The following is a 23,149-nucleotide window of genomic DNA, read 5'->3' on the forward strand; positions in this document are numbered from 1 at the left end:
GTATATGTCATTCATCATAACGCTAATAGGGCGCTTTCACAACTTTCTTTGGTCAAAATTAACAGCGATGCGGTTAGAACGGCAAAAGCACGCCGCTTCCGGATAATCCGAAGCAAGCGTGCTTGTCCGAGCGGTTATTGAATTGGGAATGATGGCGAATAAAGGACAAAGGCAATAAGAATAGGATTGCATTCATTCGAAGCTTAGCTATACGAAGCATCTTCCTGACCTTCGCTAAGCAACGCTTTCAGCTTCTCGATGGCACGCCGCTGGATGCGCGAGATACTCATTTGGGATACGCCCAGCTGATCGGCAATCGTCCGTTGCGGCAGTCCTTCCTGGTAGATCATCAGCAGCACTTGCTGCTCCTGCGGCTTCAGCTGCGACATCGCATGCTGCAAATCCAGCTTCTTGTCGACCGTCTCGTAGTCATCGGCGGGAGAGCCGATCAGATCGCCGAGCGTCGTCGTGTTCTCTTCTTCCGAGATCGGCGTATCGAGCGACACATAATGATAGAGCTCGCGGCCCGCGAGAATCTCGGTCGTCTCCTCGATGGAGAGGTCCATGTATTCGGCGATTTCCTCGATCTTGGGCGAGCGTTCCAGCTTGACGGTCAGATCATCGACGGCCTGCTGGACGGCAATGCCTTTTTCCTTGATGCGACGGGGGACCTGCACGTACCATGACTTGTCCCTTAAGAAATTTTTCATGTGGCCGATGATGCTCTTCATGGCATAAGGTTCGAATTGAACGCCAAGGCTCATATCGAACTGCCGGAATAGGCGGATTAGCGCGATCTGTCCGACCTGAAGCAGATCTTCATATAAATCAGGGCGATTGCGCGAAATTTTACCGGCCGCCATTCGGACCATCGGCTCATAATGCTCGATCAGCGTCGTTGCTACGTCGTTGGACGGATTACTCTGGTAAGCCAGAATCAGATCCGCCCCGGACGCAGGCGACTGCTTGGCCGGCTGAAGATTCATGCCAATTCCCCACTTCTGACCAGGCGCTTGGTCAAAACCACTTCCGTTCCAGCTTCGCTGTTCACTTCAACTTGATCCATGAGCGCCTGCATAAGATAGAGGCCAAGGCCGCCTGCTTGCAGCTCCTCGACCGACTTGCCGGTTGCCGGCTGCGCCTTGCGTGCAGCGGCTGCAGCATCGAAGCTGCGTCCGTCGTCCTTGACGACAATGGAGAGGGCATCGGCTTGTTTGATGAACCGAATCTCAATGCGCGGAGCAACGTCCGGCGCCGATGCCGTAGAACCGTGCGGCAGATCGCCGTAAGCGTACAAGACCGCGTTGTTGCAGGCCTCGGATACGGCGACTTTCATATCTTCGATTTCCTCATAAGAGAAACCAATCTTGACGGCGAGGCCGTAGAGCGTAAGCCGGACTAGATCAATATATTCCGCAGACGCTGGAACCTGTAGCAATACGACTTCTTCATTAGCTTTCATGGCGTAGTCTCGTTCCTTTCTTCGTGACGATCAGGCTTGCTGCTTGAGCAGAAAAGGTGTAATACCGGTCATATCGAAAAGTTTGCGGATATTGGGCGGGATCGCTTCGACGGCAAAAGGTGCGTTATTCGCGTGACGTGCTTTCAATACCGAGACGATGATGCCGATGCCGGTACTGTCGACGTAGCGGAGATCGCGAAGGTTAATCGTTAGCTCGCGGTCCGACAGCTCCACGAGGGGCGACATGGCCGCTCTCATCTGCGCCGCCGATTCCAAGTCAAGCTCACCTCCGACATACACGGTGCACTTGCCTTCTTTGTTCTCGGTTCGCAGAATCAATTTATCGGTTTGTTTCATAGCGGGGACCTCTCCTGTTATTCGTATTTATGTAGCTGTTCGCTCCGTAAGTAAATCGGGAATGAATCGATTGAGGAAACATGGGGTAAGCGTACGGCTAATTGCTTCGTAATGAAGAATTAACCGCTCGGAATCAGGTTGAAACACATTGCGGCGCTTTGGCATCTATTTCTATTTTATCCGATTGAATCGCGAAGAAACAGGGTATACCAAGCGTACGAACATGACATCCACAAGCAACTGAAATCGCTGCTTCGCGGCAGCTATTGGAGGGATAATGGATATGGCTTACGAAATCGGGATATTCCATACGGAGCAGCAAGCGATTAATGCGGTACAAGCACTCGAGGCGGAAGGCTTCAGCAACCATGCCATAAAAGTATTCGCGAAAGACCGCGAACATTCGCATCGCGTGGAGGCGGAAACCGACGTGCACGCCGATGAATTGAATGAGATCACCGCCGCGCGCGACCAGGCGGGTGAAGACGGCGACGGCCTAATCGGCATCGTCGGCCCGGGAGCGGGCGTCGTAGCCGGCACTTACTTGGCGGGGACGCCGTCGGCAGTGGGCGCGGCGCCATATTATGGCGCGCCGGCGATCGGCGGGTCAGCCGTATTCGGCGACGACGACTCGCCCATGGAGTCGGCGCTGCGCGACCTCGGCATTACCGGCGATGCGGCCACGACGTGCCGGGACGCCATCGCCGAAGGCGCGATCATCGTCGCCGCCGATATCGGGAACGCGTCGGGCAACGACGGCCCGAATCTGACGGCCGCCGGATCCGCGGAAGCCGTATTCCGCCGCATCGGCGCTAGCGCGGTGCTGTAGATTGGAGTGAAGACGCAGTCGGCTGAGGCCGGCTGCGTTTTTTGTGGGGAGGGGGAGAAGGAGGCGACTGGAGCGAGGATTAATGGTTGCGCTGATGCGGAAAAACGGTAAATCTGCGACTAAACCAAACTACGTTGTAGTGCTGATGCGGAACAGCGGTAAATCTGCGACTAAATCGAGCTGCGTGGTAGCGCTGATGCGGAATAGTGGTAAATCTGCGACTAATCGAGCTACGTGGTTGCGCTGATGCGGAACATTGGTAAATCTGCGACTAAATCGAGCTGCGTGGTAGCGCTGAGGCGGAATAGTGGTAAATCTGCGACTAATCGAGCTACGTGGTAGCGCTGATGTGGAATAGTGGTAAATCTGCGACTAATCGAGCTACGTGGTAGTGCTGATGCAGAATAGTAGTAAATCTGCGACTAAACCGAGCTGCGTGGTAGGGCTGGTGCGGAAAAGCGGTAAATCTGCGACTAAATCGAGCTACGTGGTAGTGCTGATGCGGAATAGTAGTAAATCTGCGACTAATCGAGCTACGTGGTTGCGCTGGTGCGGAACAGCGGTAAATCTGCGACTAAATCGAGCTACGTGGTTGCGCTGGTGCGGAACAGCGGTAAATCTGCGACTAAATCGAGCTGTGTGGTAGCGCTGATGCGGAATAGCGGTAAATCTGCGACTAATCGAGCTGCGTGGTAGCGCTGATGCGGAATAGTGGTAAATCTGCGACTAAATCGAGCTGCGTGGTAGCGCTGATGCGGAATAGTGGTAAATCTGCGACTAAACCAAACTGAGTGGTAGCGCTGGTGCGGAACAGCGGTAAATCTGCGACTAAATCGAGCTACGTGGTAGCGTTGATGCGGAAAAGTGGTAAATCTGCGGCTTAAAACAGCGAGAGAGTTGCAGAAAGGCTTTCTTTTGAGTAACATAAACGTAAATAACGCGAAGAACGCGCTGTTTAACCGGAGTCCCGGTTGAGCAGCGCGTTTTTTATTGCTACGGAGGGACTGTACAATGACGAGCCATACGACGGTTAGCCTATCGTATTCCGAAATGATTCAGCGCTGGTTAGAATCAACCAAACGTAATCAAAGCAAAGAGAATAGAAGTAGACTCGCTGCAGGATTGGGATACGCGGAACGGTTATTTATTGAACGGGTATGGCTACCTGCGTTTAATAAACTAGACAATCTCCATCCCGAGTATGAAATAAAGGATTTCAAAGATGGACAAGGTTCATTGATTTTGCCTATCTCCAGGGAGATCTGAAACTTTGCATAGAGATTGATGGTTACGGGGCCCATTGGCGTGATCAGAGCAGATGGCAATTCTCTGATCATTTAATGCGTCAGAATCACTTGGTCATCGATGGTTGGTTCGTTATACGTTTTACGTTTGATGACATTAATGAAAAGCCGAGACGTTGCCAACAAGTACTGCAACAGCTCTTAGGTAGGTGGTCAAAGGGCATCCAAGGAAACGAGGAATGGGACGGTATGAGCTCACAAGAGCGCGATGTGGTTAGATTGGGCCTTCTAGAGAGCCGTATTAAGGTTAGAACGGTCGCTGAATTTTTAAATATCACAACGGATCAAGCTCGGTATTTGCTAAAGAAGATGACCAAGCGTAACATTATCGCCCCAACGGATACACAGCATAGACGAGTTCATGGTTATAAAGTTGTGAGGGTTATCCCTCTGCGAGAAATGATATAGCTTTACAAAACCAAAACTGCCTGGCTTAGTACCAAACAGCCCCTGCCAACCAGCCGGAGCTGCTCGTTCAGAGGCTACTTCTTCGTGATGAAGCTCAGAATGGAGCGCAGTGATTGCGGCGCTGCCTGCGTAAGCAGATCGCCTTCCTGCTCCAACCGGGAGGTGATGTTCAGCAGATTGAAGTCGGTGATGGCGGCGCCGCGCCGGACTTCGGACCAATGCAGCGGGGTGGATACCGTAGCGCCGATGCGGGCGCGCGGAGAGTAGGGCGCGACGATCGTTTTGCCCTCGTAATGCTGCAGGTAATCGATGTAGATCAAGTCGCCGCGATTCTTCTTCAGCCGCTCGATCGTGAACAGCTTCGGATATCGGTCGGACAAATAGGCTCCCACGAATTCCCCGATCACCCGCAGTTCATCGAAGGTCATGTCCTGCACGAGCGGCACGATGATCTGCACCCCGGTGGCACCGGACGTCTTCGGCACGGACTCGATGCCGAGCGATTCGAGCAGATCGCCAACGAGCGACGCCGCCTCCATAATCCGCGGCTCTTCCTCCACGGAGGGATCGAGGTCAAGCACCCATTCGGTCGGCTTCACCGGATTGCTGATCCGGTCGAAAGAAGCGTGATACTCGATGCAAGCCAGGTTCCCGAGCCACAGCAGCACGGGCAGCGAATCCAGCCGCACGTATTGAATCCCGCCATGTTCATCGATATGAACGAACGGCGGCGCGGGCTGCGGACTATTCTTCTGATAGAACGATTTGCCGTGCACGCCGTCCGGGAATCGGATCGTCGTCAGGTACCGGTCCTGGCAATGTTTCATAAGCCAGGGCGACAATACGGTCAGCTTTTGCAGAAAAATCGCCTTCGTGATCTCCATCTCGGGGAACAGCATCTTATTCGGATTGCTGACGGTGATCTCCTGGCCCTCGACGACGATGGTGCCTTTGACGGCGCGGCTCATGAGAGCGAGTCCTTCGGCAGGAACGTGACCAGCTTGGGATGGCGGAGCTGGCCGGCAGACGTGACCTCAAGCCCCGTAACGCGGCATCGGAACGGCAGATGCAGCCACTGCACCTCTTCGCGCTTCAGATCGTCCGGCATGCCGGGGAACGGGCAAGGCAGCGCAGGGACGGGATTCCCGCCTGGCCGGAACGTCGACATGAGCACCTTGCGCAGCGGCTCGCTCAGACCCGAGGAGACGGATCCGAGATAGCTGCCCTCGTAAGCCATAACGAGGCTCGCGATCATGCCGCTGCGCCACTTGAGGCCGACGATGTCGACATCGAGCAGCACCGCCGTTTTCTTCTTGTACCAATCCCGGTGCTTCTTGCCCTCTATGTAGGAACTGCTAAGACGCTTGCTGACGACGCCCTCCCATTGATTCGATTCGACCCATTCCCACAACGCATCGCCATCTTGGAACATATCCGTCACGAATAACTGGGGATCCTTCTCGCCGAATTTCTCGGATAACATCCGATACCGCTCCGAGTATGGCTGCTGACGCAGATCGGTCCCGCGGTCAGCCAGCAGATCGAATAAGACGTATACAAGTCCGCCGCCTGAGCCAGTCGTGCTGCCGCTGCCGGAATCGCCATCGCCTTTGATCGAAGCAATGGACGATCCGCGCGAGCGCTCCCGTTTCAGCACCTGCTGAAAATTCGGCCGAATCCCGTTCCACCAGACGACCTCGCCATCGAGCAGGCAAGGCCCAAGCGACTTCGCCCGCTGCTGCAGGACACGGACGATCTCCGGGTAAATCGCATTCTTCAGGAACATGCTGCGCGAATAGAGCTCGACCTCGCCGTCCTCATGGATGCGCGTCAGGATGCGCACGCCGTCCCACTTGAGCTGATAGCACCATTCGTCTCCCTTGGGCAGCCGTTCGTCATAGATCGGCGCCATCGGTTCGGCCGGGAGTTCCAGCAGGGCAGCCTCATGGCGTCTTAGACCTTGTTCCCGGGGCAGGTCGGCCGGTTTCGTGCCAATTGAAGGCATTGCAGCGGGATTCGACTGCGGATGTATGTCGTTATCCGTCCGCGCCTGCACCTCATCGACAGGCTGAACCACTGACCCGGATAGGCCCGAGCCATCGGCCAAAATTAAAGCAGAGGAGTCAACGGACTCCCCGCCATCAAGCTGTGAATCATGCCAAGCCTGTTCCATCTAAACGACCGACTCCTTCGTTTTCTCCGCCTTTGTTTTGCGTTTGGTCGTCTTCTTCGGGGCAGCCTCCACTTCGGGCTCGGCAACGGTTCCGACCGGTTCGGCCGTCTCTTCCGCCAGCTCGGCTTCCGCCTTGGCTTTTTTCTTGCGAGGCTTGGCGCTCGGCGTGGCAGCTACAGCGGTCGCGGCTGCTCCCGTATCGAGCGTACCCGGCGCGTCGGGAGCGACCCGCACGGCTTCCAGACTCGCTTGCAGCGCCGCCATCAGATCAAGCACATTCGTGCGCTGCTGCTGATCCGGCGCAACACGCACCTCTTCACCGGCGATTTTGGTCTGGATCAGATCCAGCAGGCGGCTGCGGTAATCGTCGGTATATTTGGCCGGCTCGAACGGGGTGGACAGCTGCTCGATCAGCATCCGCGCCATCGTCAGCTCTTTCTCATTCACGTTAATGGCCTCCGGCAAGCCCGGTACCTGCGTAATCGAACGAATCTCGTCCGGGAAGAAAATCGTCTCCATCGCCAGCGCATCGCCGATCACGCGAATGGCCGCAAGCGAACTTTTGGAGCGGATCGATACTTTGGCCAGACCGATTTTGCCGGATTGGCGCATCGCTTCGAGCAGCAGGTTATAAGCATTGCCGCCTGCTTGGTCCGGCGAGAGGTAGTAGGTTTTCTGAAAATAAATCGGATCGATCTCGGTCAAATCGACGAAATCGAGTATCGTGATCGTCTTGGACCGCTCGTCGCTGACGGATTCGAGCTCTTCCTTTTCGAAGAGGACGAAGCGCCCTTTTTCATACTCGTAGCCCTTGACGATCTCGTCGAACGAAACTTCCGCATCGCAGGTGTCGCACTTGCGCACGAAGGCGATCGGGGTGCCGCAGACGCGGTGGATCATCCGCATGGAAATATCTTTATCCTCGGTGGCGGAGAACATCTTGACCGGAACGTGGACAAGACCAAAGCTGATCGCGCCTTTCCATACCGTGTGCATTCACGCTTCACTCCTTTTCGGTGGCCATTTTGTCGGTAAGCAGATCACATAAGTCCGTAGTAGCAGTCTTCCCTGAATGCATGAAACTCAACCTTTACGGACATATTTTGATGCGAAAGACCATTATGGTGACAAGGATAGAAAGGAGATAAGTACGATGAGCGAAGCGGGCAACTCGCCTACGGGTTCCACGAATGACACGAAGCATGAAGGCCGTGATGATTATTTTATGGATATCGACCGAATGGTGAACGAGGGGCTCGGCGGCGGTCAAGTGACGCTTCATAACGGTTATATTGACGAGAGCACCACGGATACGATGGAGCCGGAGGGCGCCAAATCGAGCCAGAGCGCGAGCATGATTGCCGATGAATACTGAGCGCGCGATCGCAATACTGGAAGCGAAAGAGACGATCCCCGTCCAATATGACGGCAAGCCGGTCTGGATTGAACGTGTCGATGAACGCGGAGGAACCGCGACCGTCACGATCGAATCCGCAGCTGCGCCTCAGGTGGAGACCGTCAAAGTGGAGCAATTGGTGGAAGGTTAACTCCGTATAGGAATCAAGCAGTCGCGTGCCTGGTGAGCGGAAAAGAATCATGGTTCATCAGGTGTACGATTCCCTTCCTTAACGATAAACAAGATGAACGAACCGTCTCGGCGCGCCGAGGCGGTTCTTCGTGCTGCCGGCTGCAGGGAGGCGATGCGCACGCAATACTTCAGCTACGGCATGCGGGTAGGAGCAAAAGCCAAGGAACCTGCCACCTTTGTTTGGCCCCTCTTACGAAAGGGTAGAAATGCCTAAGAGGACAGGTAGTCAGCATTAGAATCTGCCGTTGACTATCCGTCTTGGAACTTAACGAAATGCCTTGGCTCGCGCGCATGAAGAGCAGAGAAGGCGACTAAAAGGAGAGGATTACGATGGCAATGGTAGACCGTAATGTCGATATCGAGGAACGTCATGTGGAGAAGCGGCACGATTCTAGCATGGTCGCCTCCACCTTCATCAAGTATGCGGCGTATATCATCTTAACCTTCGGCGTGTTGTACTTCCTGGTTCGCTATGTGTTCCCGATGTTCTAAGCCAAGGAACAACGGATCAGCAGGATGAAGGATAAGCGAATCGGCCCAAGGGACGAAAGTTATGAGAGCGGCGGGACATAAGAAGCGTATCGACCTGAACTAGGGAGATGCGCTTCTTTTTGTTTGGCCGGTGACAGTAGGCGGATGGTTTAACGAACTAAAAGATTTCTTCAAAAACATGTGAAAAACGAAGGAAAATGATAGCCATCTCACAAAATAGCCGACTTTACCTTGGAAAACGAGCAAAAATAAGCTATAATAAAGATATTAAGCGAAAATTAGGGGGTAAGATATGGCGAAAAAAACACAACATATTCGTTTGTCGAAGCTGGAGGTGCTTCGCCGAATCGTATTTATTACGCTCGGCGCCGCGCTCGTGTCGGTCGCGCTGGAGATTTTCCTCGTTCCGAATGAAGTCATTGACGGCGGGATCACGGGTATATCGATTATGCTCGCCCATCTGACGGACCTTCCTCTTGGTATCTTTCTCTTCTTGCTCAATCTTCCTTTTCTCATCATTGGTTATAAGCAGATCGGAAAGACGTTCGCGTTATCGACGCTATATGGCGTTATCGTCATGTCGATCGGTACGCAGCTGTTGCACCATGTCGATGCTTTAACGGAGAGCACTTTCCTTGCGCCGGTCATCGGCGGGGTTATCCTGGGCATCGGGATCGGGATTGTCATTCGCTTCGGCGGGTCGCTCGACGGCACCGAGATCATGGCGATTCTGTTCAGCAAGAACTTGCCGTTCTCCGTAGGCGAATTCGTCATGTTCATCAACTTGTTCATTCTTGGCAGCGCGGGCTTCGTCTATGGCTGGGACAGCGCGATGTACTCGCTCATTGCTTACTATATTGCGTTCAAAATGATCGACGTGACCGTCGAAGGTTTCGACGAATCGAAGTCGGTCTGGATCATTAGCGACGAGGCGCAGGAGGTCGGCGAAGCGATTATGAGCCGGCTGGGCCGCGGCGTGACGTTCCTCCACGGCGAAGGCGGATTTACGGGCGGCAGCAAGAAGGTCATCTTCTGCGTGATCACCCGTCTGGAAGAAGCGAAGCTGAAGTCGATCGTCCACGAGCTCGATCCGGTCGCGTTCCTGGCTGTCGGCAACATTCATGACGTGAAGGGCGGACGCTTCAAGAAACGGGACATTCACTAAGCCCGGTTAATTGCATCTATGCCCTCAGGCGGGCAGGCGACATCTGTTGGTAACAGCAGGTTGGCGCCTGCCCGCCTTTTGTTGCGGCATGCGGAGTGGGCCGATATAATAAAGGCAATGGTTGGTGAAGCCTGTCTTAAGCAGGATTTACCGGTGCGGAGCAAGGCCATAGGAACGTCCCGGATTCGGTGAAGGAAGACGTGCGCAAGCAAGGATTTGCCTAGCCGTAAGAATCCAGGGCGCAAGTAGGAGGCGAAGGCATCTGGACGAGTTCGCAAGCATTCGCTTCTGGACGAAGGACCGGCAGAGCGATGAGCGGCTGCGCGACAATGGCGTCGTGCTCGGCATTGGCGACGACGCGGCCGTGGTCGAAGCGCCGCCGGATGCGGGCGGCGCGCTGCAGTGGCTGCTGGCGGTCGACACGATGGTGGAGACCGTCCACTTCAATGACGCGACGATGAGCGAAGCCGACGTCGGCTGGAAAGCGCTGGCCGCGAACATTAGCGATATCGCGGCCATGGGCGGGGTGCCCCGGCATGCGCTCGTCTCGGTGAGCGCGCCAAGGGCATGGGAGCCGGCGCGGATTGGCCGGCTCTACGATGGGTTGTACGCGTGCGCCGAGCATTACGGCGTCGCGATCGTGGGCGGCGACACGACTTCGTCGCCGGCGCAAATGGTGGTGGCCGTGACGGTCGTGGGCACCGTCGAGGCCGGAGCGGCGGTCAGCCGGGCGGGCGCGAGGCCCGGCGACGCCGTGTTCTTGACCGGCCCCGTCGGCATGTCCGGGGCCGGGCTGCATTGGCTGCTCGCCGCAAGCTCGGCGAGCGGAGAGCAGCCTGTGCCGCACCGCGAGGCACAGGCTGCGGGGACGGCGGCGCTCGTTGCGGCGCACCGCCGTCCGGCCCCGTCCGTGCGCGCGGCTCGATTACTCGCCGCGCGATACCGCGTGACGTCGCTGAACGATGTCAGCGACGGGCTGGCCAGCGAGGCGTGGGAGATCGCCGAGGCGTCGGGGGGCACGCTCGCTTTGCAGCGCGGCATGCTGCCGGTTAGCGGCAGCATGGCGGCTTACGGCCGCCGATGCGGGATCGATCCACTGGAGTGGATGCTCTACGGCGGCGAGGACTACGTGCTGCTCGGCACGATGGACCCCGCCGATGCGGCTTCCGCCAAAGAAGCGATGACCGCGGAAGGACTGCCGTTCTACGTGATCGGCACGGTCGAAGCGGGCGGGCCGGGAGTGCTGCTGCAGCGCGATCCGCAGGAAGCCAAGGCGGGGCGGCCGGTGCGGGAACCGTTAGAGAAGCGGGGATATAATCATTTTAAGTAACGTTCGAGATAGAAATGAGGATGGAACGATGAAACAAGCCGTATGGCATGCTGCTTCGGAAGCCGATACGATCGCCCTCGCGGAACTGCTGGCCTCGTGGGCGAAGCCCGGCGTGCTGCTGGCGTTGGACGGGGATCTCGGCGCGGGCAAGACGCGCTTCTCGCAAGCGTTCGCCAAGGCGCTCGGCGTGCCTGGCGTCGTGAACAGCCCGACGTTTACGATCATTAAAGAATATACGGGCGAGCATCTGCCGCTCTATCATATGGATGTATACCGGCTGTCGCTGGAAGAATCGGACGCGCTCGGACTCGACGAGTACTTCTTCGGGGAGGGCGTTACGATCGTGGAATGGGCGAGCTTGATTCAGGAGCTGCTGCCGGCGGACCGTCTGGAGCTGTACATCGAGCATCTGGGCGGCGAAGCGCGAAGAATTGCGATTACGGGTATTGGCGCTCCGTACCTCGACTGGTGCGATCAACTCGTGAAGATGGGAGCGGGCACAGAATGATAGAACAACATACGAGTGAAGCTAGCGTGGCGGGGAGCAAGAATCCGGTCATTCTGGCCTTGGATACGTCGACGGCCGCTTTCGCGGCGGCGCTGATGCGCGGCAACGAGGTGCTGGGCGAGATGCAGTCGTTGGCCGAACGCAATCATTCCGTCTTTACGGTATCGCATATCAAGACGTTGCTGGCCGAGAACGGGATTGGCGCCGATCAGCTGGACGGTATCGCGGTAGGCCAAGGACCAGGTTCCTATACCGGCGTCCGCATTGCCGTGACGCTGGGCAAGACGTTGGCATGGATCTGGAAGAAGCCGCTTGTCGGCGTATCGAGTCTTGAAGGGCTGGCCTACGGGGCCAAGCTTAAGCTTGATCAGCTGGACGATTCGCAGCCGACACGGAGCGGGACGCACTGGTACGTGCCCCTCATGGATGCCCGCCGGGGACAAGCCTATACGGGGTTGTTCGCCGCGCATTCGGATGACCGCTGGGAACGTCTGGCTCCGGATGGCATTCGGCTAATGGCGGATTGGGTGACGCAATTGGCGCAGCTGGCCGAGAGGAATGGGCAGGACGATCGTCCCGAGCGCATCGTGGTACTAGGCGAGTTGGCCGTTCATGAAGCGGAAGGGCTTCGTCTTCGGGAGCTGCTCGAAGGATTGGGCATCGATGTGCGCCTGCTGCCCTTCGCGATGGAAGGACGCGCGATTGCCGAGCTAGGCGCAGCCAAGCTGCAGGACGGGGAGCAGGATGAGGTCCACACCTTCGTGCCGAACTATACGCAGCTGACCGAGGCAGAAGTGAATTTGAATGCGCGATTGAAGGCACAGGCGAGTCAAGGGGTGGGCGCACAAGATGAGTGAATCGGGTCTTAACCAAGAGCAGCTCGAATTCCGCTCGATGACGCAAGCCGACATTCCTGCGATTGTGGCGATCGAGCAGGAGGCATTCACCAGTCCCTGGACGGCGGAGGCCTTCGTGAACGAGCTGACGAAGAACCATTTTGCCCGCTACATGGTCATGGCCTATTACGGCGAGGTCATCGGCTACGGCGGCATGTGGACGATTATGGACGAAGCGCATGTGACGAATATCGCGATACGCCACGACTATCGCGGACGCGGGCTCGGCCATCGGCTGCTGACGGAGCTGCAGCGGGTCGCGGTCATGTACGGCGCGGAGCGGATGACGCTGGAGGTTCGGGTGTCGAACCATGTCGCGCAGCGTCTGTACCAGAAGATGGGCTTCGAGCCTGCCGGAATCCGGCCGGGCTATTATTCGGACAACCAAGAGGATGCCTTGATTATGTGGGCAGAGCTTCAGCGTGAGAGCGGGGAAACGTATGACGAATGAGCTGATATTAGCGGTGGAGACGAGCTGTGACGAGACTTCGGTCGCAGTCATCCGCGGCGGCAAAGAAATATTGTGCAATCTGGTCTCTAGCCAGATCGAGACCCATGAGAAATACGGCGGCGTCGTGCCGGAGATCGCATCGCGTCAGCATGTGGAATCGATTACGCTGATGATCGAACAGGCCGTGCAAGAGGCGGGTGTGACGCTCGAGGAGTTGTCGGCGATCGCGGTTACGCAGGGGCCCGGACTCGTCGGCTCCTTGCTAGTCGGCGTCATTGCGGCGAAGACGCTCGCCATGGCGCTGGATATTCCGCTGATCGGCACGCATCATATCGCCGGCCATATTTACGCCAATCAGCTCGTCCATGAGCTGGTCTATCCGTGCGTCGCGCTGGTCGTATCCGGCGGCCATACCGAACTTGTCGTGCTGGAGCGCGAGGGCGTCTTCCGGATTATCGGCCGGACGCGGGATGACGCGGTCGGCGAGGCGTACGATAAAGTCGCCCGCGCGCTGAAGTTCCCATATCCGGGCGGTCCGCACGTCGACCGGCTGGCGGGCGAAGCGGAGGAGGAGATCGAGCTGCCGCGGGCATGGCTCGAGCCGGATTCCTATGACTTCAGCTTCAGCGGGTTGAAATCGGCGGTGCTCGCCGCGATCAATCAGGCGAACATGAAGGGTCTTACCCTGGACAAAGGCGCGCTTGCACGCGGCTTCCAGAACTCGGTGATCGAGGTCCTCGTGACCAAAGCGCTGCGCGCGGTGCATGCCGAAGGCGCGAAGCAGCTGCTGTTGTGCGGTGGAGTTGCCGCGAATAAAGGCCTGCGAACGGCGCTGGCTGCCCGCTGCGAATCGGAGCAGGTGCCGCTGTTGGTGCCTCCGATGTCACTGTGTTCCGACAATGCGGCCATGATCGGCGCAGCCGCCCATTTGAAGTGGAAGCACGCGGCATTCACCTCGCTGGATATGAAGGCGGAGCCTTCGTTCTCGCTGGAAGGCTGGTCGGTTCAATCATAGCATTGGAAAATTTTATTGGATTCAGAATTGACAGACGATTTAACTTTGGCATATACTAAGCAGCAACACACACATCCTTCCAGATGCAATCGACTGATTCATCGGTCGATGCTGAAGGGACATACTTCTCAAACGCAATGATCAGGAACAGTAAGGTAACGCCGGGATGACAGAGAGCTGCGGGTTGGTGCAACGCAGTCGACGGCTGACCTGAAACTCGCCTGGGAGCGGAATGGCGGAGAGCGTAAGGTGGACCGGCCGAAGGCCAAGGCCCTGCAGACCTCGCATGTACGCCATGACGGCTAACCCCCGTAATCGGGTGCGAAGCTTTCGCGATTTCTAGAGTCGCGGACGGTTTCGTTAAAGGTGGGCGTTTCCTTTGCTGCAGCTTGAGGCTGCGTGATGAGAAGGCGTCAACAAGGGTGGTACCGCGCGGACGTAAAGTCTGTCGTCTCTTGATTACGATCAGGAGGCGGCAGGCTTTTTTTGTTGAGATGAAACGTGCCTTGCCTTGAAGAAGGCGACGTACCGTTTCGGCCAGCATGTCCGGGCAGCGGGTGTGGAAGCTTCATACACACAAGACCAAGTATAAACGTAAACGAACATAGACCAAACGCAATGAACAGGAGTAGTAGGACGATAGTTCCGGGAATGGCGGCTTCTCGCAGGTAGTTAAGAGAAGAGTCCGCCGGCAGAGAGCTGCGAACTTGGTGCGACGCAGCCGAAGGAGAAGTCCGAACTCGCCTGAAGAGCGGAACGCGGGAGTTGTGCCGTGAGATCCCTTGCATGCTTGGGGCGATCGAAGGTGCATGTACTGCGGGACGGCTGACCCCCGTAATCGGGTACGATCTTTCGTTGTCCCTTGCCCAGCAGCCAGCTGGCAGGGCGCAGGATCGGTGAGCGGGTTCGGACCTTCGACGGTTCGAGCAACGAGAGTGGTACCGCGGCACGCTGCTAAGAACAGCCTGTCGTCTCTTGGGAAATAACCAAGGGGCGTGCAGGCTGTTTTTGTTTTACATACAAGAATTTATAAGTTCTACGCTTATAAACCATCTTGTATTTCTTCGGAATGAAACGCGCTCACGCCATAAATCCGGCGACAGCCGTTTCACCTTGGACAAAACCTAAATTTCAGGAGGTTAACCTTTATGACGATAAACAATAGCCAGCCAACGGAAGCCGCTATGAAACGAATCCAAATTTTCGATACGACGCTGCGAGACGGCGAACAATCGCCCGGGGCTTCGCTGGATCCCGAGCAGAAGATCGTCATTGCCCGCCAGCTGGCGAAGCTGGGGGTGGACGTGATCGAGCCTGGCTTTGCGATATCCAGCCCTGGCGATTTCGCGGCGGTCCAGCAGATATCCCGCGAGCTGCAGACGGTGGAGATCGCCGGTTTTGCCCGTGCGATCAAAGCTGATATTGATGCGGCGATCAAGGCGACGCAGGATGCGGCTAGGCGCAGGCTGCACATCTTCATTTCCTCCTCGGATATTCATCTGGATTTTCAGCTGAAGAAATCCCGGGATCAAGTGGTCCAGATCGCCCGCGATATGGTCGCTTACGGCAAGCAGTTCGTCCCGGAGATCGAGTTCTCCGCGATGGATTCGAGCCGAGCCGGACGCGAGTTCGTCATCGAGCTGGTGGAAGCGGTGATCGCCGAAGGGGCGACGGTCATCAACCTGCCGGATACGCTGGGGTATGCGATGCCGGAAGAATACGGAGAGATGTTCCGCACGGTTCGCAAACATGCGCGGGGCGGGGATTCCGTTCGCTACAGCGCCCACTGCCACAACGATCTGGGGCTTGCGGTGGCGAATTCGCTGGCCGCGATTCAAGCGGGAGCAACGCAGATCGAAGTGACGCTGAACGGCGTTGGCGAACGGGCGGGCAACTGCTCGCTCGAGGAACTGGTCATGGCGATCGAGACGCGCAAGTCGTTCATGCAGGCGGAGACGGGCATCGTGACTAGCGAAATCTACGAGGCTTCGCGGATGGTCAGCCGGGCGATGAACTTCCCGATCGCCTTCAACAAGCCGATCGTCGGCCGCAATGCGTTCCAGCATGAATCGGGCATTCACCAGGACGGCTTGCTCAAGAACCGCAATACGTACGAAATTATGGATCCCGAAGCGATGGGCATACCGCGCAGCATGATCGTCCTTGGCAAGCATTCCGGCCGCCATGCGATCAAGCACCGCCTGGCCGAGTATGGCATTACGCCGGACGATGCGCAGCTCCTCGACGTGTATACCCGGTTCAAGGAGCGTGCCGACGAGCTGAAGCTGGTGCCGGACGATGTGCTGATCCGGTTGGCGAGCGAATCGACGCAGCAGCAGCATGATCCTTACACGCTGATCGATCTGCAGGTGCTGGCCGGCACGCAGCGTTCGCGTATCGCGTCGGTGACGATCAAGGAGCGCGGCAGCGAAGACGAGAAGACCTATACCGGAAGCGGCACGGGGCCGCTCGAGGCGGTGATCCATTGCATTCAGCAGGCGATCCCGCAAGCGGCCGAGTTCGAGGATCTGGAGCTGCATTCGTTATCGACCGGCGAGGACGCGCGCGGCGAAGCAGTCGTCAGCATTTTACACGAAGGGCGACGCTTCCGGGGGACGGCCATCCATAACGATATTATTCTGGCAGCGGCGCAGGCTTACGTTGGCGCTTGCAATCAGATGATCTTAAGCGGAGCGGCCGATCAACCGGCAGCCGATCAAGACGCGGTATAACCGCGAACGAACGTAAGTAGTTTGGCGAGTTGAAGCCTGGGAGAGGTGGAGCGGCACATGGAGGCGATCATCAAGTACTACAGCGGATTTGACGAGTGGGGAAGACTGGACCGGGAGCCGGTCGAAATGGCGGTCAACCTGCATTACATGCGCACCTATATGCCGTCGTCCGGCCGAGTGCTGGATATTGGCGCGGGACCAGGCAAGTACGCGATGCAGCTGGCAGCTTCCGGCTATCGGGTCACGTTGGCGGATCTGACGCCGCGGCTGGTCGAATTAGCCAGGCAGAAGGCCGTTGAATCGCAGTTGGACGGCCGCTTCGACGGCTTCCATGTCGCCGACGCATGCGATCTCTCGCCATTCGAGGACGACAGCTTCGAAGCTGCTATTATGCTGGGGCCGATGTATCATCTGCAAGCGAAGCAAGCCAGGGAACGCGCTGTCCGTGAGCTGAATCGCGTCACGAAGCGCAATGGGGTTGTCTGTGTCGCTTTTATGCCCAAGAACCGGCATCTCGCCGTTTCGCTGGCGAATCCATTGTTCTGGAAGCCGAATCACACCGCACAGGGGATCCGAGACTTCGCGAAATCAGGCTGCTTCAATCACACGGACGAGGGGCGTTTTACAGGCGCTTATTACGAGGAAGTCGAGGCCATTAAGCCGTTTATGGAGGCGGCAGGTTTCGAGACGCTCGCGCTTATCGCATCGGAGAGCATTGCCGGTGCCATGGGGGCGGAAGCTTGGGCGCATTGGCGTTCCCAAGGGCAGGAGGCATTCGAGCACATGATGCAGCTTATCTGCGAAAGGGCGGCAGACCCTTCCATTCTTGGCAGCGCCGCGCATCTGATGTACGTTGGGCGCAAATGCTAACCAATCGGGGCGGATCAGTATATCTGATTCGCCTTTCTTTCGTGTATTAGCAGCATTTGTCGAATAAAAAGGGTTCAAGCCTTGCATCCGATGGTTAATGAGGTGCAGTATATTTGTCGAAACGGGCATAAGTTCACTTCTCGCCCAAAGTTATCCACAAAAATATGCACAGAAAAATTGGAAAATGTGCACAAGTCTCAAATACCCAGTGTTTTCGGACGTCCCCGATGTGAACAATTGGGGGATAAGTTCTTCACAGGTCGATTGTGGATAATGTGGATAGTGGGTGTAATTTATTCGCTTTTTAACGGCGTTACACATTGTATACATAAAAAAGGCTAAGGATCTGGTACTAACGAGTCGTCGTTCATGCCAGAATTGCCGCACAATTCGTCTGCAGATGTGGATAATTCTGTGGAAAACGTGGATAGTTGCCAAATGAAGGTTATTGGCATGCGGATTTCCGACAGGATGTCGATCTGCTTCACGCTGTCGACACGATCGACAGTTTCGGAATGTCGAATGCGGCATGCGAAGTTAGATCAGCTTGTGCAAGAAGATTATCGCCATAAAATTCTTTTCGACAAAAACATAAGAAGGACCGCAGGTTTCCCCGCGGCCCTCATCCTTACTCTTCGATAAAACCTAACGCTTAGTCAACCGACGCGGTGTCTTCCTTCGTTAAGCCAACAACTCTTCCCACTGCTCGTAAACTGCGGCAAGCTCTGCCTTGCGCTTGTCCATATCAGCTTGAATCGTCTGTACGCGGACATAGTCGTTAAAGACTTCCGGATCGGCTAGCTGCTCTTCCAGACCGGCAATCTCACCCTCCAGCGTGGCAATGCTCTGCTCCAGCTGTTCCAGTTTGCGCTGCTTCGACCGTTCGTCACGTTTGGCCTGTTTGTCGGCTTGATAAGAGGTAACCGGCGCCGGTTCGCTCGCTTGAACGGTTTTTCCGGGTTTTCCTGCCGTTTGTGACAGCGTTTCCAGTCGCAACTCTTCTATTTCACGCTTTTTCTCGACCATTTCGTCATAATTTCCCAGGAAATGCTCGATTCCTTGCGGGGTCAGTTCGACAATGCGCTCGGCCATCTTATTCAGGAAGTAACGGTCATGGGAGATGAACAGCAATGTACCGTCATAATCCTCCAAGGCCGACTCGAGCACCTCTTTGCTGAAGAGGTCCAAATGGTTCGTAGGCTCGTCGAGAATGAGCACATTGGCGCGGGCTAGCATCAGTTTGGACAGGGAAACCCGTGCTTTCTCGCCGCCGCTGAGCGATCCGACGCGCTTGAGTACGTCATCGCCGCTGAACAGGAAGTTGCCCAATACAGTGCGGATGCGAACCTCCTCCAGGTGGGGATATTCCTTCCACAGCTCTTCGAGGACCGTATTCTGCGGATTCAAGCTTGTGTGTTCCTGATCGTAATAGCCGATCTTGACGTTGCTGCCCCAATGAATCGTTCCGGAATGATGGGGACGCTGGCCGACGAGCGCCTTGAGCATGGTGGACTTGCCGATTCCGTTCGGCCCGATCAGGGCAACGCTCTCGCCTCGCTCCAAGCGGTACGTCACATTGCGGAAGAGCGGTTCCTGCTTCTCTTCGAACATAATCGATAGATCGCGCACATCGAGCACGTCATTGCCTGTCTGACGGTCGATCTCGAAGGAGAAATGCGCCTTCTTCAAGTCGCCAAGCGGCTTATCGAGCCTTTCCATACGCTCGAGCGCCTTGCGCCGGCTCTGAGCCCGTTTGGTCGTCGAGGCGCGGACGAGATTGCGCTGAATGAAATCCTCCATCTTGGCGATCTCGTCCTGTTGTTTCTCGAACTGCTTCATCTGAGACTCGTATTCCGCTGCCTTCAGATCGATATAGCGGCTGTAGTTGCCCGTATAGCGCTTGGCTTGATGGCGTTCGATCTCCACGATGGCCGAGACGACGGCGTCGAGGAAATAACGGTCATGGGATACGACAAGAACGGCGCCGGAGTAACTCTTCAGATAGTCCTCCAACCAGGTCAGCGTCGGGATATCGAGATAGTTGGTCGGCTCGTCTAGCATGAGCAGATCGGGGGCCTGCAGCAGAATGCGGGCAAGCGCGAGTCTTGTTTTTTGGCCGCCGCTTAGCGTCGACACGATGGTGTCTTGCGGGAATGTGCTGAATCCCATCCCGTGCAGGACGCTGCGAATGCGGGTCTCCATCTCGAAGCCGCCTTGCTCGCGGAACTTGTCCGACAGCCGGGCATATTTCTCGAGCGTATCCTCGTATGCCTTGCCGTCTTCCTGGTGGGCCGGATCGGCGATCCGCGCTTCTATGGCGCGAAGCTCCTTCTCCATCTCGATCAGATGGGCGAAGACCGAGCGCATCTCTTCTTCGATCGTCCGCTCGGATTGCAGGCCGCTTGTCTGGGCCAGATAGCCGAGCGTCGTCTCTTTGGACTTATAGATGGTGCCTGAATCGTAGGATAGTTCGCCTGCGATGATTTTGAGCAGCGTTGATTTGCCTGCGCCGTTAACGCCGACAAGGCCGATCCGCTCGCGGGGTAGAATCTGAAAGGTAATGCCAGATAGTATCGGCTGGACGCCGTAATTTTTGGTAATCTCGGATACTTGCAGCAGCATGGATAATCCAACCTTTCGATTGATAAAAACTATAAGTGATGCGATTTCCCTTAGTGTACCGAAAGATAACGGAAACGACAACGCTTGGCAGGAAATGTTTGGTCGATCCGGAATGCTTCCCTTGCCATTGGCGAAATATGGGCAACAATGGTACACTAATTACACAATCTTGAGCAAAAAGAGAGAGTGGCGGGCCGTGAGAGACGCGGACCGCCAAACTGGGCGGGGAACGAATGAAAGAGATGAAGCAAGCCGCCCGCCAAGAAGCGGCGGCAAGACGGGAACAGCTTCCCGAGTTATTGCGCGCCGAGTTGTCCGAGCGCGCATGCATGGAGGCCAAGGCGTGGCTGGAGCGGCAGCAGGCGGAAAGCTTCATGATCTATGCGGATTTCCGGTCCGAGCTTCGGACATGGCCGCTCATTGAGTGGGGAATTCGGCATAACAAGACGGTTATTGTACCGCGGTGCTTGCCGCAGGACCGCTCCATGGAGCTCTATGCGATTAACGGCCGATCCGATCTCGCGGCCGGTGCTTACGGCATTATGGAGCCGAATCCGGCTTCCGCGCGGCGGATCTCGCTGCAGGAGCAACTGCCGGATGCCGTGTTCGTGCCAGGCTTGGCTTTTGACCGGGATGGCGGAAGGCTCGGATACGGGGGAGGTTACTACGACCGGTTTCGGGACAGGATGGAGGAGGCTGCCGCTCGGCTAGGCAGGTCTCTGCCGCCTTGGATCGGACTAGCTTATGAAGCGCAGTGGGTCGATGGCATCCCGATGGAAGCGCATGATGCGCGCGTAGACGGCGTGATTACCGAGAACGGGATTGCGCTTGTCCACAAGGAGTCATAACTTAGGTCTTAAATTGGCATGAGATGAAAGGATGGGGCAGAAGGCGATGGAGCTGACGCATTTTAACGAGCAGGGCCGTGCACGGATGGTGGATGTCTCGGATAAGGAAGTAACGAGCCGCACGGCCATAGCGCGAACGACGGTTACCATGTATGCGGACACGCTGTCTCGCATCAAGGCGGGGACGATCGGCAAAGGCGATGTGCTTGCGGTCGCGCAGGTTGCCGGCGTGATGGCGGCGAAGAATACGTCGAATTGGATTCCGATGTGCCATCCCCTTCCGCTGACGGGAATCAATCTGGCATTCTCCGATAACGGAGAGAATGAGCTATATATAGAAGGAACCGTGAAGACCACCGGCAAGACGGGGGTCGAGATGGAGGCGCTAACGGCCGTCTCGGCAGCCGCGCTGACGGTGTACGATATGTGCAAGGCGCTGCAGAAGGACATCGTGATTGGTCCAACCCATTTGGTCTCGAAGACCGGGGGCAAAAGCGGCGATTATAAGCATTCATCATCGAACTGACTGCTTACAATCTCGAAGAAACCAGGGGGAGAAGCTCATGCGGTGGAAAGTAGCGTTGCTAACAGCCAGCGACAAAGGCTCGCGCGGTGAACGGGAAGATACGAGCGCTCAGGTCATACGTGAGCTGGTGGAAGAAGAACTAGGCGGCGACATCGTCGACTATCGCATCGTCCCTGACGAGCAGGACGAGATTATGGCCGCATTAATCGAGATGACCGATTATTACCGGGCTGACCTCGTCATTACGACAGGCGGCACGGGATTGTCGCCGCGCGACTGGACGCCGGAAGCGACGCTTAAGGTCATCGATCGCAATGTGCCGGGCTTGGCCGAAGCGATGCGGATCGGGGCGATGCAGCGGACCAGGCAGGCGATGCTCTCGCGCGGGGTATGCGGTATTCGCGGGCGTTCCCTCATTATTAACCTGCCGGGCAGCCCGAAAGGCGTCCATGAGAATCTGATGGCCATTATAGACCAACTGCCTCATGCGCTCAGCATTCTGTCAGGCCGGATCGGGGAGCACAATGCATGAATAATACGACATCGTTGAAGGAAGTGCCGGTCGAGCAGGCGATTGGCTTAAGATTGGCGCACGATCTGACGCAGATATTGCCGGGTCAATTCAAAGGCAGGCTGTTCAAGAAAGGTCATGTCATTACGGAAGCGGACATTCCGAAGCTGCTCGATATCGGTAAAGCCCATATCTACATTCTCAATCTGGGCGATCAAGAGCTGCATGAGGATGACGCCGCACTGCGCATGGCGTCCGCGCTGCAAGGAGAAGGTACGAAGTTGACCGAGCCGCATGAGGGGAAAGTCGCGGTGAAGTCGGAGCTTACTGCTCCTGGGCTAGCCGTTATCGATCCGGCGTTCGTGCAGGCCGTCAATGAGATTGGCGAGATCGCGCTCGCAACGATCAAGACGAATGCCGTCGTGCAGCCCGGCGGGCAGATTGCCGCTACGCGCGTCATCCCGCTCGTGGTGGCCAAGGAGAAAGTCGAACAAGTCGAAGCGCTCGCGCAAGCTTACCGGAATGAACATGAGGGACAAGGGCCGCTGGCGATTAAGCCGCTCAATTCGTTCAAGATCGGCCTGCTTACCACAGGCGGCGAGGTATTCTCCGGCCGAATCGAGGACAAATTCGGACCGGCGGTCAGAAGGATTGTCGAGTCGCTTGGCTCCGAGGTGGCCGAGCAGCGTTTTGCGCCGGATGACAGACAAACAATTGTCAACGAAATCCACTATTTGCTTGATAAGCGTTATGATATGATACTAGTGTCCGGCGGTATGTCCGTCGACCCGGATGACCGCACGCCGGCGGCGATTAAAGAAGCCGGAGCGGATATTGTCAGCTACGGTACGCCGATGCTGCCCGGCTCGATGCTGCTGGTCGGCTACATAGGCACAGTTCCGATTATGGGGTTGCCTGGCTGCGTCATGCATGACCCGTATACGTCGTTTAATGTTTTGCTGCCGCGGATACTCGCCGGCGATACCATCAAGAGGGCGGATATCGTCGATATGGGATACGGCGGTTTGTACGGCTGCTAGAATATTGTTTTGTCTGTGGTTT

The 23,149-nt window shown here is 56.5% G+C and carries 24 protein-coding genes; 17 read left to right on the forward strand and 7 right to left on the reverse strand.

Annotated features, from left to right (window positions below; translation table 11 throughout):
• Positions 1-203 precede the first annotated feature (203 nt).
• The 3 genes from FHS18_RS20255 to FHS18_RS20265 are packed head-to-tail and all read right to left on the reverse strand — an operon-like array spanning position 204 to position 1,819.
• Entirely contained in the window at positions 204-986 is a 783-nt protein-coding gene (locus tag FHS18_RS20255; RefSeq protein ID WP_183601976.1) for a sigma-70 family RNA polymerase sigma factor, read from the reverse strand.
• Positions 983-1,462 carry an anti-sigma B factor RsbW gene (gene rsbW, locus FHS18_RS20260; protein WP_183601978.1) on the reverse strand — a complete coding sequence of 160 codons (480 nt, stop codon included), beginning with the start codon at positions 1,460-1,462 and terminating at the stop codon, positions 983-985. The genes FHS18_RS20255 and rsbW overlap by 4 nt, the downstream gene beginning before the upstream one ends.
• Before the next feature lie 30 nt (positions 1,463-1,492).
• Positions 1,493-1,819 carry an STAS domain-containing protein gene (locus FHS18_RS20265; RefSeq protein WP_183601980.1) on the reverse strand — a complete coding sequence of 109 codons (327 nt, stop codon included), beginning with the start codon at positions 1,817-1,819 and terminating at the stop codon, positions 1,493-1,495.
• Between the two features lie 283 nt (positions 1,820-2,102).
• Here FHS18_RS20265 and FHS18_RS20270 point away from each other — a divergent pair, with 283 nt between their 5' ends.
• Together FHS18_RS20270 and FHS18_RS20275 are read left to right on the forward strand one after the other, a co-directional pair.
• A complete protein-coding gene (locus tag FHS18_RS20270; protein WP_183601982.1) occupies positions 2,103-2,648 on the forward strand; it encodes a general stress protein in 546 nt (181 codons plus the stop codon).
• Positions 2,649-3,659: 1,011 nt separating this feature from the next.
• Positions 3,660-3,914 carry a hypothetical protein gene (locus FHS18_RS20275; RefSeq protein WP_183601984.1) on the forward strand — a complete coding sequence of 85 codons (255 nt, stop codon included), beginning with the start codon at positions 3,660-3,662 and terminating at the stop codon, positions 3,912-3,914.
• A 520-nt stretch (positions 3,915-4,434) separates the two neighbouring features.
• On the opposite strand, the gene ligD is transcribed toward FHS18_RS20275, so the two are convergent.
• From ligD to ku, 3 genes are read right to left on the reverse strand one after another with little or no spacing between them, the layout of a single operon-like run.
• On the reverse strand, positions 4,435-5,328 hold the full coding sequence (ligD, locus tag FHS18_RS20280; protein WP_183601986.1) for a non-homologous end-joining DNA ligase: 894 nt from the start codon (positions 5,326-5,328) through the stop codon (positions 4,435-4,437).
• Positions 5,325-6,533, reverse strand: coding sequence for an ATP-dependent DNA ligase (locus FHS18_RS20285; protein WP_183601988.1), 1,209 nt, complete (start codon positions 6,531-6,533; stop codon positions 5,325-5,327). Before FHS18_RS20285 ends, ligD begins: the two co-directional genes overlap by 4 nt.
• Positions 6,534-7,529, reverse strand: coding sequence for a non-homologous end joining protein Ku (gene ku, locus FHS18_RS20290; RefSeq protein WP_183601990.1), 996 nt, complete (start codon positions 7,527-7,529; stop codon positions 6,534-6,536).
• 157 nt (positions 7,530-7,686) lie between these two features.
• On the opposite strand from ku, the gene FHS18_RS20295 reads away from it, so the two are divergent.
• The 11 genes from FHS18_RS20295 to FHS18_RS20345 all read left to right on the forward strand — a co-directional run bounded on the left by FHS18_RS20295 (position 7,687) and on the right by FHS18_RS20345 (position 17,580).
• Positions 7,687-7,908 (forward strand): hypothetical protein, encoded by a 222-nt coding sequence (locus FHS18_RS20295; RefSeq protein ID WP_183601992.1) that lies wholly within the window; start codon positions 7,687-7,689, stop codon positions 7,906-7,908.
• Positions 7,898-8,080 (forward strand): H-type small acid-soluble spore protein, encoded by a 183-nt coding sequence (locus tag FHS18_RS20300; protein WP_183601994.1) that lies wholly within the window; start codon positions 7,898-7,900, stop codon positions 8,078-8,080. Before FHS18_RS20295 ends, FHS18_RS20300 begins: the two co-directional genes overlap by 11 nt.
• A gap of 371 nt (positions 8,081-8,451) precedes the next feature.
• Positions 8,452-8,613 carry a hypothetical protein gene (locus FHS18_RS20305; RefSeq protein ID WP_183602221.1) on the forward strand — a complete coding sequence of 54 codons (162 nt, stop codon included), beginning with the start codon at positions 8,452-8,454 and terminating at the stop codon, positions 8,611-8,613.
• A gap of 292 nt (positions 8,614-8,905) precedes the next feature.
• Positions 8,906-9,778, forward strand: a complete 873-nt coding sequence (locus FHS18_RS20310) for a YitT family protein (protein ID WP_183601996.1) — start codon at positions 8,906-8,908, stop codon at positions 9,776-9,778.
• Positions 9,779-10,058: 280 nt separating this feature from the next.
• Positions 10,059-11,108: a thiamine-phosphate kinase gene (thiL, locus tag FHS18_RS20315; RefSeq protein WP_343060607.1), complete on the forward strand. Its 1,050-nt coding sequence runs from the start codon at positions 10,059-10,061 to the stop codon at positions 11,106-11,108.
• A gap of 28 nt (positions 11,109-11,136) precedes the next feature.
• Positions 11,137-11,616, forward strand: a complete 480-nt coding sequence (tsaE, locus tag FHS18_RS20320; RefSeq protein ID WP_183601998.1) for a tRNA (adenosine(37)-N6)-threonylcarbamoyltransferase complex ATPase subunit type 1 TsaE — start codon at positions 11,137-11,139, stop codon at positions 11,614-11,616.
• Positions 11,613-12,473, forward strand: coding sequence for a tRNA (adenosine(37)-N6)-threonylcarbamoyltransferase complex dimerization subunit type 1 TsaB (gene tsaB, locus FHS18_RS20325; RefSeq protein WP_183602001.1), 861 nt, complete (start codon positions 11,613-11,615; stop codon positions 12,471-12,473). Before tsaE ends, tsaB begins: the two co-directional genes overlap by 4 nt.
• A complete protein-coding gene (rimI, locus tag FHS18_RS20330; protein ID WP_183602003.1) occupies positions 12,466-12,963 on the forward strand; it encodes a ribosomal protein S18-alanine N-acetyltransferase in 498 nt (165 codons plus the stop codon). Before tsaB ends, rimI begins: the two co-directional genes overlap by 8 nt.
• Positions 12,953-13,978, forward strand: a complete 1,026-nt coding sequence (gene tsaD, locus FHS18_RS20335) for a tRNA (adenosine(37)-N6)-threonylcarbamoyltransferase complex transferase subunit TsaD (RefSeq protein WP_183602005.1) — start codon at positions 12,953-12,955, stop codon at positions 13,976-13,978. Before rimI ends, tsaD begins: the two co-directional genes overlap by 11 nt.
• A gap of 1,184 nt (positions 13,979-15,162) precedes the next feature.
• Complete coding sequence (locus FHS18_RS20340) at positions 15,163-16,710, forward strand: 2-isopropylmalate synthase (RefSeq protein WP_183602196.1); 1,548 nt, start codon at positions 15,163-15,165, stop codon at positions 16,708-16,710.
• A 57-nt stretch (positions 16,711-16,767) separates the two neighbouring features.
• Positions 16,768-17,580 (forward strand): class I SAM-dependent methyltransferase, encoded by an 813-nt coding sequence (locus tag FHS18_RS20345; RefSeq protein ID WP_183602007.1) that lies wholly within the window; start codon positions 16,768-16,770, stop codon positions 17,578-17,580.
• Positions 17,581-18,261: 681 nt separating this feature from the next.
• Here FHS18_RS20345 and FHS18_RS20350 read toward each other — a convergent pair.
• The gene (locus FHS18_RS20350; protein WP_183602009.1) at positions 18,262-20,202 is read right to left on the reverse strand and encodes an ABC-F family ATP-binding cassette domain-containing protein; all 1,941 of its coding nucleotides are present in this window, start codon (positions 20,200-20,202) and stop codon (positions 18,262-18,264) included.
• A gap of 233 nt (positions 20,203-20,435) precedes the next feature.
• Between FHS18_RS20350 and FHS18_RS20355 the strand changes: the two genes are divergently transcribed.
• The 4 genes from FHS18_RS20355 to FHS18_RS20370 are packed head-to-tail and all read left to right on the forward strand — an operon-like array spanning position 20,436 to position 23,127.
• The gene (locus tag FHS18_RS20355; protein WP_183602011.1) at positions 20,436-21,050 is read left to right on the forward strand and encodes a 5-formyltetrahydrofolate cyclo-ligase; all 615 of its coding nucleotides are present in this window, start codon (positions 20,436-20,438) and stop codon (positions 21,048-21,050) included.
• A 46-nt stretch (positions 21,051-21,096) separates the two neighbouring features.
• Positions 21,097-21,576, forward strand: coding sequence for a cyclic pyranopterin monophosphate synthase MoaC (gene moaC / locus FHS18_RS20360; RefSeq protein WP_183602198.1), 480 nt, complete (start codon positions 21,097-21,099; stop codon positions 21,574-21,576).
• A gap of 37 nt (positions 21,577-21,613) precedes the next feature.
• A complete protein-coding gene (locus FHS18_RS20365) occupies positions 21,614-22,108 on the forward strand; it encodes a MogA/MoaB family molybdenum cofactor biosynthesis protein (protein WP_183602013.1) in 495 nt (164 codons plus the stop codon).
• Positions 22,105-23,127, forward strand: coding sequence for a molybdopterin-binding protein (locus tag FHS18_RS20370; protein WP_183602015.1), 1,023 nt, complete (start codon positions 22,105-22,107; stop codon positions 23,125-23,127). The genes FHS18_RS20365 and FHS18_RS20370 overlap by 4 nt, the downstream gene beginning before the upstream one ends.
• Positions 23,128-23,149: the final 22 nt, after the last annotated feature.

Source organism: Paenibacillus phyllosphaerae (assembly GCF_014192105.1).
GTDB lineage: Bacteria > Bacillota > Bacilli > Paenibacillales > Paenibacillaceae > Paenibacillus_Z > Paenibacillus_Z phyllosphaerae.